Source organism: Shewanella sp. GD03713 (genome assembly GCF_029843705.1).
Taxonomy (GTDB): Bacteria; Pseudomonadota; Gammaproteobacteria; order Enterobacterales; family Shewanellaceae; genus Shewanella.
In genome coordinates, this window is sequence record NZ_JAOCIW010000001.1 from 4,213,090 (window position 1) to 4,225,466 (window position 12,377).

Consider the following 12,377-nt stretch of genomic DNA (forward strand, 5'->3'; position numbering starts at 1 on the left):
TCAAATCCCCCCTCTTTTGGTAGGAACGCGATATACCCTAGGCTGAGTGCCTAAATGGGTCTTATCTTGGTAAGTGATCTTAGTGTTGAGTAGCATAGCGACCTCACTCTGTGGATCGTTGGCGTCGCCAAACACTAAGGCATCGGTCGGACACACAGTCACACAGGCGGGTTCTTCACCCCGGGCTAAGCGCGTGTCCTTACAGAAGTTACACTTATCAGCCACTTTGGTTTCTGGGTTCATAAAACGTACCTTGTAGGGACACGCCGCCACGCAGTACATACAACCCACACACTTATCACCATGGATGGAGACAATCCCATCCTCACCCACATAGGCCGCGCCCGTTGGACACACCTTCACACAAGGCGCATCTTCACACTGCTGGCACGATACCCTGTGGTACTTAAAGTGCAGGTGTGGCATCTCGCCATAGGGACCTTCGACTCTCACCTGCAAACGGGCTACGCCCTCGGGGACGCCATTTTCACTGCGGCAGGCCACGTTACAGGCTTGGCAGCCGATGCACTTGTTCTCATCGTGCACCATCACATATCTTTTCGTCATTTGAGCCTCCAATTAGCGTTTTGCCAGCGTGACGCCTGTCGTATGAATATTCATGCCACACACAGGGGCTGTTTGATGGGGCAGTAAGTTTCCGCAGTGGATACCTTTACCAGTCGCTCTAACCAACTCTTTGTTTTTAGAGCCAAAGCCCATATAGGCAAACACGGTATCGGGGCGAATGCCCGGGGTGACTAAGGCGTGGCCTTCTTCGCTACCCACGCTGCTGGTTAACCGAATCGGGTCGCCATTGCTGATCCCTAACTTGCCCGCCGTGACGGGATGCACCCAAATGGCGTTATCCGACATCAGGTTAGTTAACATGGAGATATTGTGAGTCGCGCCATTGGTATGCACGGCGACCTTGCCTTGGATAAAGTACAGCTCGTCGGCTTTCTTCAAATGCACTTCGCGGAACTTAATCACCCCGCGTCCTGGCGCCATGGCTTCGACCTTGGCGGAGGTCAACTCAATCTTGCCGCTTGGGGTTTTAAAGCTGAGCAAACTACCGTATGTTCCGTCTTCATCCACGGGTTTGGCATTGGCGTAGGCCTTAGTAAACTCGGCCACCATCTTAGGTTCGCGCAGCATGATGGGCTTACCAAAGCTAACAAAACCTTCATCCTTAATGCGGCGCAGCAGTGCGGTATCGCGATTCACCTGCAGCATTTGCAGGGTTTCCATGTTGTCCCAAGGGTAAAATTCACTTAGCCCAAGCTTATGGCCAATATCCTTAAAGATTTGCCATGAAGGCTTAGTGTCGCCTAGGGTTTCCACCACGCGTTGACGCACATAGTAAGCTGGATTTTTACCCGACTTGTCGGCGATTTCTTCATCGCGCTCAAGGTAAGTCGACTCGGGTAAAATGACGTCGGCATAGGCGGCGGTTTCACTGATATACACATCGCAAACCGCAATAAAATCGAGCTTTTTCAAGGCTTCAACCACACGCGCCCTGTCGGTCATGGTTTGCATTGGGTTGGTGCGGGACATCACCCAGCCGTGTAATTGATAGGGTACGGCTGTTAAGGTCGCATCGAGAATCGTTTGATAAATCCCGCCCGATGACCACATCATGGCGTACTGCTCTTCCACTTGGTCGATACGTTTCGCCGCAGGCTTAGGCATATCTTTTACGCCGGGCTTACCTAATACGGGCGCCACGCTTTCTCCCGCCAGTTTGTTATAGTCGCCAGGCTTTTGACCTAGGTAGATACCGCCCTTGCGCTCGATATTACCAATCAAAATATTGGCAGCGTACAAGGCCCGGCGCATTTCAAACTCTTCGGTGGTAAAGGTGGCTCGGTGACCAAAATCCACCACAGCATGGGGTGCCTTGGCCGCATATTCGTGGGCGATACGACGAATATCTTTGGCGGGCACATCGGAAATGGTTTCGGCCCACTCAGGGGTATAGGCTTTGACTTCGGCGGCGAAGGCATCAAACCCTTCCACATAACGCTCGATAAAGGCCTTGTCGTAGAGATTATCTTCTATCAATACATGGCATAAGGCTAAAGCCACCGCCACATCGGTACCGGGGCGGATCGCATACCATTCATCGGCTTTGTCGGCGACGATGGAGAATCTTGGCTCGAACACCACCAGCTTGGCGCCTTTATCCATTTGCGCCGCCATCATGCCGCGGGTTTCGGACATGTTGATGCCTTCGTACAGGTTATGGCCGAAGTTAATGATATATTTGGAGTTGCTTAAATCGCGCTTGACCTTAGTGCCAAACATGGCCTTAGCGGCAATTTCGTAACCACCGGGGCAAGTTGAGGCATGGGTAAAGGTATTCGGGCTACCAAAGGCGGTGGCGAGATGGAATAAGTGTTTTTCTTGCGAACCGGACTTAGAGGAAAACGCCACGGCTTCAGGGCCATAAGCTTGCTTGATTTTATTAAGATTATCGGCAATCAGTTGATAGGCTTCATCCCAAGAGATCTCGGCCCACTTGCCCTCGCCGCGCTCACCCACCCGTTTGAGTGGCTTCACGATACGCTGTGGATCGTAAAGTAAACTATGGCCAGCGCCACCCCGAGCACAAACTTTACCACCAAAGGATTTGGCCGCCTTATTACCACTGATAAAGACGTTCTTGCCCTCAATCACCCGCGCCGAAATCGGGCAACGGGTCGAACACATCTCACAGATACTGGCAATGTCTTTGCCCATTCCTTTTAGCTGCTTGCTCTCTAATGCCGCTAAGCTGCCCGGCAACAGGCTAGCCAATGCACATGTTGCACCGCTGGCCCCTGCGCCCTTTAAAAAGGTTCGCCTATTAAGCTCAATCATGGTTACCTCCATCACACTCATCCACCCTAATGCACCACTTGGCACACGCAAACTTAGGCTTTGGCTTACCACTGCGGTTTAAAGACTAAATTTGCTCGCAGGTTTTTAGTTATTAGTGCCAACAGACCTAGTGTTACGTCGTGTCGGCATTTTGCTGTTTCAGGGGGATTGTTATCCCGAAAGGGAGAGGCGGATATTGTGGTAAACCACATGGCCAAGTTGAGTGTGATCTGCGGCAACTAAAAGTTAAAATTGTTCTAAAAAATCGTGAATAAGATCAATAAGCCTGTTTGGCCTAAACCAGTACTAAGCCAGCGCACAGACTCGCGGCTTTGATAAGTTAAAAAGTTCTCAAAAACCCTCAAAAGCCACTCCCATATTTAGAATGGCCGCGTGCGCCCAGTGTATGGGTAAGTGTTTCGCCCAGTCGTCACAGGGGAATCGTTGAAAGGGAGTCAGGCATAAGCAAGGCCAATGCCTAAGGGAGTTAGTCAACCAAGGTGATCTCTAAGCCATTTAATAAACGAATCGCTTCGTCGCGACTAAACTTAGCGCCCTTGATTTTATTGTTAAAAATATCGATATCGTAATCGGTCGCCTCGGAGAAATCCGCCTCCATCAACTCGGTACGGCCGAATAAGCTGTGGCGAAAATCGCTGTAACTAAAGTTGGCGCGATTAAACTTGCCCTCACGGAAATCCACATCCTGCGCCTTACAACCCTCGAGCACCATTTCATCGAGCTGAAGCCCCATAAAAGAGCAATCGTTTAAGATGCAAGTTCTAAAGCTAAAAGGCGCCGCAAAGGATAATCTCGGCCAAGCGGCGCGGGTCCAATCTATGCCAACCAACTTACATTCTTCAAAACGCACACCGTTAAATTGGCTTAAGGGCACCTTGAGCAGGCTCAAATTACAGCCCACAAAACGGCAATCGATAAACTTACAGTTACGGAATGTGCTATCGCTAAACTGGCAATCGTGGAACTCGCACTCTTCAAACTCCAACTCCTGCCACTGGGTTTGGCTTTCGGCCAAGGCGATAAATTGCTGCGAGAAAAAATACCGCCCCTCGGATGCGGCGCGCGCCATCATCGGCGTTTTTACATCTGTCATAGACTACCTCTACTGTGCCCTCTGCCTTAGGCTAAGGGCTGATGGGCAAACTGTGTTTTTCAATTCACAAAAAATGGGCGCTAACGCAAAAGGCCACGCTGTATATCGTGCTTAGCCACGACCATTATTCAGACCACCTATGCTAACCCGATTTACTGAGCTAACTGCATGCCTATATTGGGATTAATACCATTCTAAGGCTTAGCGAGTCACACTATAAACTCAAGCTTCGCGATTCCTCTGCTCGGGTTTTATGGAAAGTATTTTCAGCCGCCGCATTGCTCCCCTCCCCAATTTACCCCGACACGCCGCACAGATGTGCATAAATAGCCGTGGAAAATTTTGCGAATAAAGGTAAAATGGCGCCACTTTTCGCGGCTGTCTAACAAGGTTCTCTCGGATTAATGGTTAGCCTTTTCGAGCAAAATGGCACGGGGTTCCCCCGCTTGAACAGACCAGATTCTCTCTGGCGCCAACCTTGCTCTGCGTGCTATTTTTACCCCTTATCCCGACCTTCTCTCTCCTGCCTATCGCCCGAAAATATCCTATTCGCTTTACGTTTTAACCTCACCAATCTCTTGTGCGCACTTAGCGATAAGCTGTTGGTCAATAATAAAAAGGTGGCTAGGCATATACGGCTTAAGCACACCGCAACGAATAAAAAACTCGTCCCTACACTCTCTATCCAAAGGAATACTCGTCATGAGTCTTGCTGATTCCGTATTAGCCGTAAACAACGATTTACCCATCCGCACCGACAGCCCAGTCCATAGCGGCAAGGTACGTAGCGTTTACTGGCTAACCGACGCCGACAGCCGCCGTTTAATTCAAACCAAGGGCTACAATGTGCCCGAAGATACGCCGCTTGCCATCATGGTGATTAGCGACCGTATCTCAGCCTTCGACTGCATCTTCCACGGTGAAGGCGGATTAAAAGGCATTCCAGGTAAAGGCGCGGCATTAAATGCCATTTCTAATCATTGGTTTAAGTTATTTGCCGAAAACGGTTTAGCCGACAGCCACATTTTAGATATTCCGCATCCCTTCGTTTGGATAGTCCAAAAAGCCCGTCCGATTAAAGTCGAAGCCATTTGCCGCCAATATATTACTGGCTCAATGTGGCGCGCCTACTCTAAGGGCGAGCGCGTATTCTGCGGTATCACACTGCCAGAAGGCTTAGAGAAAGATCAAAAGCTGCCAGATTTGCTGATCACTCCTTCGACCAAAGGTATTTTAACTGGGATTCCCGGTGTACCCGCGCAGGACGATGTGAACATCAGCCGCAGCGATATCGAAGCCAACTACCAAGCCTTTGGTTTTGAAAAGGTAGAAGATATCGACCTGTACGAGAAGCTGTTAAAAGATGGCTTTAAGGTGATCGCTAAAGCTCTGGCCGACCTTGACCAAGTGTTTGTGGATACCAAGTTCGAATTTGGTTATGTGACCGATAAAAACGGTAACTCAAAACTGATCTATATGGATGAAGTAGGCACACCCGATTCATCCCGCATTTGGGACGGCGCCGCCTACCGCGATGGTAAAATCCTTGAAAACTCTAAGGAAGGCTTCCGTCAGTTCCTGCTGAACCACTTCCCCGATCCAGATATTCTGCTCAACAAGGACAGAATGCCAGAGCGCGAAGCCCTCGCCCGTGATAATGCTCTGCCATTAGAGGCCATGATGGATGTGTCACGCACTTACACCGGCATCGCCGAGAAGGTGACTGGCGCGGCAATTCCGCTGCCAGCCAATCCAAAGGCAGATATTATTAAGATCCTACGTGAAGAGTATGATCTGATTGTTTAATCAGATTTCGATGAGGTAGGGAGTTTTTCCTTAACCTCTAAATGTAGAAAAGGCGCTTAGGCGCCTTTTTTGTTTTTCAAACTGGGTTTGGATTTATTTGTATAAGCCAATTTAACTCAATTCTGAAATGTTAATCTGAGAAAAATCAAAGCCAAAGTCAAAGTCGTGGGGCTTCACCCCACACCCGACCAAGAGGGGATCAACAGCAATTCCCTCTTGGATCTCCCTTGCCGCCCCTAGCGAAGTTACATGCATTAGGTACTAGCCTTGGTCTTATGGATAAATAGCTATCGCTTCCGATGGTACATCCTGTACCCCGAAAGCTAGCCGGTCATCCATGACCGGACTCACGCAATTTATTCCAACGCCCCGCGGCAACTTCGCAGGGTAAGGTGAACTCCTGTCACTTTGGCGTTGTCTGCTCGCCATGCAAAACAACCAGAGTGAAAACTACCATCTCCTTTAGTAAATTTAACAATGGGTGGCTCGTTAAATTCATTGACTTGTTAAGCATTTTCTTCGATTTTTACTTCTTTCGGATTAAAGTAGCGCCCCGAACTTGCTGTTTGCTGGATAAAATCAGCTGTTTTTACATTAAATCCTTTTTTTGCGTAGTCCTTTGCGACAGAATTTAGATACTCTGTATGGACTCCGAAGCTAGCTAGTCTCAAAACTTCAGCGCCAACTCGCGTTAATAAATATACTTCCGCCGCTACGGTTTTGTTTTTATCTTCATGTTCTATGAGAATAACCTTATTACTTGCGACTAAGCCTTTAAAATATTTGTTCTGATCTTGTGTTTTATACGTTGTGGTAAGTCCGAGAGCCTCTACTCCTGAAAGTATTCCAATATCTTGCAAAAACAAAAGGCTTGAAAAATTAACTCCTTCTGGTTCTAGGAATTCTTCTTTTTCTCGGTAGATTCTGCCATCAATGACAAAACGAGCAGCTTTGCTAATTAGGTCAGCTTCGGATTTTGATAAGCCTTTTAAGAACTCCAAAGTGCGCATGGAGTAAGTCCCTGGCTGTTTTACTTCACCAGCTAAGATTCGCCCCCAAAGATCTTGTAGCTCTTCAGAGGAAACTCTTCCTGCGTAGTCTCTCCATGAGTAAATCCAATCATCATCAATAGGGGTGTCTGAAGGCTCTTGCTGATCTTGGCCTAATATGTCTTCAGCGATCAGTATTGATTTGGCAACGTTAGTTTCCTTGCGAACAGATTCAGAAAAGTCGTTATTGCTAACGGCTGTAGCTAAGCCTGTGAGATCTATGGTGGGCTCAATGCGACCTTGTGCATCTATATTTTCAGATGGCGCATTTAATAGTTTAACCTGTGGTTTCAGTTGAAAGCTTGATTTGCCCGATTTTATTGATTCAACTTCAATTTCTGCCTGAGCCAATACAAGCATTTCTTTCCGGCGGATCTCTGCTCTAGCATCTGCCATGCGTTTCTCTTGCCATGGCGCGAGCAATGAACCAATTCCTTTTTCAGCAAGTGTCTCCCACATTTTTAGGAGTAATTTTTCTCCGGGATAATCCATAAGTCTCCTAGAAGCTTAACGCCCGCAACAGCGGAAAATTGGGAGCGCAGCGAGTAATTTTTCCGACTGCTTGCGCTTGTGTTCGCCCAGCATGGGCATGAACTAATGAGATGAAAGTCCTCTGTAGGGAGGTCACCGTTCAATAACATCCTGTTATTAAACGTTAACTACTAGCGAATGACAAGGGCTTATCCGCGAGGATTGGTCTGAATGAAGCCGCTAGCATGGCGAAAGATTGGACAGGCGTAACTCTTTAGGGATTAACAACAAACACCGAGGTCACAGAAGTTCACCTTCCCCTGCGAAGTTGCTGAAGGGCGTTGAAGAAAATCGCGTGAGCGAGGCATGGATGCCGAGTTAGCTTTCGGGGTACAGGATGTACCATCGGAAGCGTTAGCGATTTTCGAATAAGCACGAAGCCACTAATCAATGCATGTAACTTCGCTAGGGACGCCGGGGGATTTCCAAAAGGGGAACAGGCGTTTTTCCCCTTTTGGTCGGGTGTGGGGTGAAGCCCCACGACTTTGATTCACCTCGGCCGTTAGGCCGCAATGGTAAACAGTTACTCACAGGAAAATTGTGACAGGCAAAGATGGGATATGGGTGTAAATCAGAGCAGCCAAAGCTAACCGCCCAGTTGCCACACCTTCAACCCAAGGTTAAATCTTCACACAGACAAACAGCGCATTACCTGAGCTTAAATCCCATGGGACGATTTTTTCATAATCGTGTTCAAAGATATGTACTTCAAAATATGGCGCGAGTAACGCTTGCAGCTCCGCGAAACTGGTCGCGACCATAGTGTGTTGGTCTTGCCATAACTCAGTCTGATGCGCAAATGTATCGGTATCGCCTTCGAAATCAGTGAGTTGAGTAAAAGGCTGGTGACTCTTTGCAATACTCAGGTTTAATGACTGGTTTTCGCCTTGACCACTGTAATGCCAGCCAGATTCAAAGGCAAAATGGTGTCCCTCAAACTCGGCAAAATGCTTAATCGATAAGCGGTTATCGATGCGGTGCTTATCAACCGAGTTAAAACAAAATATCCCGCCGTCATTCAGGGCGCGGTGCACGCTGGCAATACAACTCTTAAGGCGCTCGATGCCCGCACTGTAATGAATGGAATATAAAAAACAGGTAATTAAATCCACTGGCTGCTCCAGATAAAAGGCAGTCATATCCTGTAGATTAAACTGCGCTTCTGGGCAGCGACGCATGGCCATATCGAGCATGGGCTGATTAATATCCAGACCACGACACTGATAGCCAAGGTCGATAAAGTGCCTTACATGCGGGCCAGTGCCACAGGCTAGATCTAGGTGTTGCTTGCCATTATTGCCTAAGAACTGATGCAATCGATGGATGCTCGCACTCTGTTGTTGATAGTTGATATCGGAGCACATGAGATCGTAATAACCGGAGAGATCGGTATAAAGCGCATTAGAAGACATAGCGGCAAACAGGAGCCATAGGCAATTAAGGGTGGCGCATGATATATCAGTTGGCTAAGAACCGATACACGCAATTCCGCCCTAGAGACGAGAGCAAAACGCGAGAATCCATTTTATTCAATAAAACAGTGAACTAGGATAAAAGATGGGGCAAGCGTTTTCTTCAACCAGGCTCGCTGAGTGGGATATGCTTTTACAGCCAAGCATATAAAAATGGGCTGCTCAGTTGAGCAGCCCAGAGTGATAGATAGTTATACTCACATCGCGGTTTTATTTGAATTTATAAACCACTTCGACTCTATCTTCGATAGTCACTTGGCCATATTGATAGCTTTCGGCGGCGCCCATGGCATCGGCCTTGGCATTCATACGTAACATTACGGGCTGCACAGGGCGTTGATCGTAATAACGAATTTGCCACACCTTACCTAGGTTCTCCCCAAATCCCTTGGCTAAGCTTTCGGCTTTTTGTTTAGCATCGACAATCGCCGCTTGGCGCGCCTTGGCCACATACTCGGCCTCTTTGCTCGACTTAAGGGCGATATTATTGACCCTGTTAATCCCCTCCTCTAAGGCAGAGTCCAAAATCGTATTTAAGCGGGCTAAATCACTAATGGTGACTGTGATTTGGCGACTCGCGGTATAACCACTCAGCTCTGGCGCCTTATCCTGGGCATACACATATTGCGGCTGCAGATTTAAGTTAGCGCTTTGGATTTGCTCCTTGGTAATGCCCGCGGCGGTTAAACGGGCGATAAATTTCGCCACTGCGGCATCCGAATTATCCTTAGCGGCCTTGGCCTCTTTCTCAGTAACGGCTACTTCGACATTAAGCTCTGCCATATCCGGCTCAACCTGAATTTGGCTTACGCCCATGGTTTCAATATGGGGAAAATCTACATCGGCGGCCATCGCCTTTGCGGTAAACACACCTGAAAAAAGACCACCAGCCACTAATACAGCTAAAAGAGAATGCTTCATTGTTAACTCCAACTAAATCATTTAAGGCGAGACTGCCGTGGTTCTGACGCGGCGGCTATCGGTTAAAAGTACGACTCGCTATCCCAAGGCGTAAGTACCAATATGTAACAGCACCAATTATCGTCCGTTGCGATAGCCACGCATCATGCAAACTACCCCTATAAACGCAGGCAAAAATAAAAAGGGTTAATTTTTTTGAAAATTTTTTAAATCGGCGCCGAGCGGCTGTGCACTGCGCCATTCAAACCGTAAAGCCATTCACTCAAGATGAAATGCGGCGGGATAACTAAGCTACGGACTCTGCCGCGCCGCAACTGGTAGAAACGCTCTCTTGGCTGTACACTTTTCACCCAAAGACACTGTACCTTTTAATCACTTCAGGTATAATCCGCGCTCTTTTTACGGCGCTCTTTTATCAGCATCAGCGAGACACCATGACAGTTGAAACTTTTAATCCTAAGCAAACAACCACGCTTGAGACCCCAGCCAAGACATTAGAAGCAGCGAGCGCTGATTCTACTGCTACAGGGAATCGCATCGGTTTCGTGTCTTTGGGTTGCCCAAAAAACCTAGTGGACTCAGAGCGCATTCTGACCCAATTACGCATCGACGGCTATGAAGTCACCAACAGCTACGACAATGCCGATCTGGTTATCGTCAACACCTGTGGCTTTATCGATGCGGCGGTTGAAGAATCCTTAGATGCGGTGCGCGAAGCCCTAGAAGAAAACGGCAAAGTGATCGTGACCGGCTGTTTAGGCGCCAAGGAAAACCAAATCCGTGAAGTGCACCCAGACGTGCTCGAAATCACGGGTCCACACAGCTACGAAGCCGTGTTAAAGCATGTACACAAGTACGTGCCAAAACCAGAGCACAACCCATTTACCTCGTTAATCCCACAAACTGGGGTTAAGTTAACGCCTAAGCATTATGCTTATTTAAAGATTTCAGAGGGTTGTGATAACCGTTGTACCTTCTGCATTATCCCTGCACTGCGTGGCGATTTAGACAGCCGCCCAGCGGGTAGCGTATTAGATGAAGCCAAGCGTTTGGTTGAATCGGGCGTGCAAGAAATTTTAGTCGTAAGCCAAGATACCTCTGCCTACGGTAAAGACAAGGGCGGCCGCACCGACTTCTGGAACGGTATGCCTGTAAAGCAAGACATCACTAGCCTTGCTCGCCAACTGGGCAAGATGGGCGCTTGGGTACGTTTACACTACATCTACCCATACCCATGGGTTGACGATCTGATCCCCTTGATGGCCGAAGGTTTAATCCTGCCATACCTAGATATTCCAATGCAGCACGCCAGCCCACGCATCCTGAAGATGATGAAGCGTCCAGGCCGTGTTGATCGTCAGTTAGAAGCCATCCAACGCTGGCGCGAAATCTGCCCAGACTTGGTGATCCGCTCAACCTTTATCGTGGGCTTCCCTGGCGAAACCGAAGAAGACTTCGAAATGCTACTCGACTTCCTGCGTGAAGCGCGCCTCGACCGCGTAGGCTGCTTCAAGTACTCAGAAGTGGAAGGTGCTGTAGCCAACACCATCGCTGAACTTATCAGCGAAGACGTGAAGGAAGACAGATACCACAGATTTATGGAAGTCCAGGCCGAGATCAGCGCCGAGCGTTTAGCCCGTTTCGTTGGCCGTACTATGGATATTCTGATCGATGACGTTGACGAAGAAGGCGCCATTGGCCGCAGCTTCGCCGATGCTCCAGAAATCGACGGCATGGTCTTTATCAACGGTGAAACCGAACTCGAACCCGGCATGTTAGTTCGCGCCGTGATCACTCACTCCGACGAGCACGATCTGTGGGCCGAGTTAGTCGACGCCGATGCAGAGGATGATATCGAGGCTTAAGCACTCGGCTTAAACACTAGGCTTAGGCATTCGCGCTAAGCGCTTGCCCTTCGCATTCGATTCGCCGGATTAAAAGCATCAATAGCGAGCCCTTGATATTAATAGTCAAGGGGCTCGCTTTTTTATGGGCAAACGTTACCGACCTAGTGATAGGCATTGAAGGATATCGGCAGCAAATGGCAGAGCAGATAAGTCGAGGAATAAGTTCGAGAATGGCGCGTTAAAGGTTTACAGGATAAGAATCAAAGAGAAATCGAGCAGAGATAAGGGATAAACAAATCAGCGCGAGCAAAGTTAAGGCTTCAACGCTAGGCTCCAGCAAGGCAAACTCCCATAAAGTCGAAAGGGGTATCGCCCCTGTGCTGATACCCCTTTCGGTTTGCTGCTTTACGGTTGTAAGACCCTTTGCCCTTTTTCGGCTTTTCGGTTCGCATTCTAAACAGTGAGCTAGTCACCACTGCCTTGAGTGCGTTGTCGGTAATAGTGCCGCGACCATTTTCATGTTCGAGCACGCTAGTCTCTTTAAGCTTTGCCATAGGAACTCCTCAGTTAATATTTACAGACCAAATACACCTCACTCGACCTGCGGCGACACTATAGCGCAATATGACAGGATGTACAGAGTTTGTGCAGTAGTGCAAAGAATCACGCTTTTTATTATCAAAAAGTATGATAGATTAATTCAATAAAAATAATACATTAGGCTAACAAGCCTTCGCCTTAGTTGTACTTTTAGCTCGCCCATTGGCGGCAAGAT

General features: G+C 48.3%; 9 protein-coding genes. 2 read left to right on the forward strand and 7 right to left on the reverse strand.

All coding sequences use genetic code 11. The features are described from left to right. From N5E87_RS18450 to N5E87_RS18460, 3 genes are all read right to left on the reverse strand, one after another. Complete coding sequence (locus N5E87_RS18450) at positions 1 to 567, reverse strand: 4Fe-4S dicluster domain-containing protein (RefSeq protein ID WP_279775658.1); 567 nt, start codon at positions 565 to 567, stop codon at positions 1 to 3. A gap of 12 nt (positions 568 to 579) precedes the next feature. Next, complete coding sequence (phsA, locus tag N5E87_RS18455) at positions 580 to 2,862, reverse strand: thiosulfate reductase PhsA (RefSeq protein WP_279775659.1); 2,283 nt, start codon at positions 2,860 to 2,862, stop codon at positions 580 to 582. A gap of 487 nt (positions 2,863 to 3,349) precedes the next feature. Next, a complete protein-coding gene (locus tag N5E87_RS18460) occupies positions 3,350 to 3,976 on the reverse strand; it encodes a pentapeptide repeat-containing protein (protein ID WP_279775660.1) in 627 nt (208 codons plus the stop codon). Positions 3,977 to 4,678: 702 nt separating this feature from the next. Between N5E87_RS18460 and N5E87_RS18465 the strand changes: the two genes are divergently transcribed. Next, positions 4,679 to 5,782, forward strand: coding sequence for a phosphoribosylaminoimidazolesuccinocarboxamide synthase (locus tag N5E87_RS18465; protein ID WP_011625022.1), 1,104 nt, complete (start codon positions 4,679 to 4,681; stop codon positions 5,780 to 5,782). A 506-nt stretch (positions 5,783 to 6,288) separates the two neighbouring features. Here N5E87_RS18465 and N5E87_RS18470 read toward each other — a convergent pair. The 3 genes from N5E87_RS18470 to N5E87_RS18480 form a co-directional block, all read right to left on the reverse strand. After that, the gene (locus tag N5E87_RS18470; RefSeq protein WP_279775661.1) at positions 6,289 to 7,323 is read right to left on the reverse strand and encodes a DUF2806 domain-containing protein; all 1,035 of its coding nucleotides are present in this window, start codon (positions 7,321 to 7,323) and stop codon (positions 6,289 to 6,291) included. Between the two features lie 659 nt (positions 7,324 to 7,982). Further along, positions 7,983 to 8,774 carry a class I SAM-dependent methyltransferase gene (locus tag N5E87_RS18475; protein ID WP_279775662.1) on the reverse strand — a complete coding sequence of 264 codons (792 nt, stop codon included), beginning with the start codon at positions 8,772 to 8,774 and terminating at the stop codon, positions 7,983 to 7,985. 270 nt (positions 8,775 to 9,044) lie between these two features. After that, on the reverse strand, positions 9,045 to 9,755 hold the full coding sequence (locus tag N5E87_RS18480; protein WP_086902220.1) for an oxidative stress defense protein: 711 nt from the start codon (positions 9,753 to 9,755) through the stop codon (positions 9,045 to 9,047). A gap of 434 nt (positions 9,756 to 10,189) precedes the next feature. Here N5E87_RS18480 and rimO point away from each other — a divergent pair, with 434 nt between their 5' ends. Then, positions 10,190 to 11,620 carry a 30S ribosomal protein S12 methylthiotransferase RimO gene (gene rimO / locus N5E87_RS18485; protein WP_011624182.1) on the forward strand — a complete coding sequence of 477 codons (1,431 nt, stop codon included), beginning with the start codon at positions 10,190 to 10,192 and terminating at the stop codon, positions 11,618 to 11,620. 308 nt (positions 11,621 to 11,928) lie between these two features. Here rimO and N5E87_RS18490 read toward each other — a convergent pair whose 3' ends face one another. Further along, positions 11,929 to 12,156 carry a ribosome alternative rescue factor ArfA gene (locus N5E87_RS18490; protein WP_086902221.1) on the reverse strand — a complete coding sequence of 76 codons (228 nt, stop codon included), beginning with the start codon at positions 12,154 to 12,156 and terminating at the stop codon, positions 11,929 to 11,931. Between the last annotated feature and the right edge of the window lie 221 nt (positions 12,157 to 12,377).

Bases quoted from the DNA above. Each gene is read 5' to 3' on its own strand.
- N5E87_RS18450 (WP_279775658.1), bottom strand. From the start codon at position 567: ATGACGAAAAGATATGTGATGGTGCACGATGAGAACAAGTGCATCGGC.
- phsA (WP_279775659.1), bottom strand. From the start codon at position 2,862: ATGATTGAGCTTAATAGGCGAACCTTTTTAAAGGGCGCAGGGGCCAGC.
- N5E87_RS18460 (WP_279775660.1), bottom strand. From the start codon at position 3,976: ATGACAGATGTAAAAACGCCGATGATGGCGCGCGCCGCATCCGAGGGG.
- N5E87_RS18465 (WP_011625022.1), top strand. From the start codon at position 4,679: ATGAGTCTTGCTGATTCCGTATTAGCCGTAAACAACGATTTACCCATC.
- N5E87_RS18470 (WP_279775661.1), bottom strand. From the start codon at position 7,323: ATGGATTATCCCGGAGAAAAATTACTCCTAAAAATGTGGGAGACACTT.
- N5E87_RS18475 (WP_279775662.1), bottom strand. From the start codon at position 8,774: ATGTCTTCTAATGCGCTTTATACCGATCTCTCCGGTTATTACGATCTC.
- N5E87_RS18480 (WP_086902220.1), bottom strand. From the start codon at position 9,755: ATGAAGCATTCTCTTTTAGCTGTATTAGTGGCTGGTGGTCTTTTTTCA.
- rimO (WP_011624182.1), top strand. From the start codon at position 10,190: ATGACAGTTGAAACTTTTAATCCTAAGCAAACAACCACGCTTGAGACC.
- N5E87_RS18490 (WP_086902221.1), bottom strand. From the start codon at position 12,156: ATGGCAAAGCTTAAAGAGACTAGCGTGCTCGAACATGAAAATGGTCGC.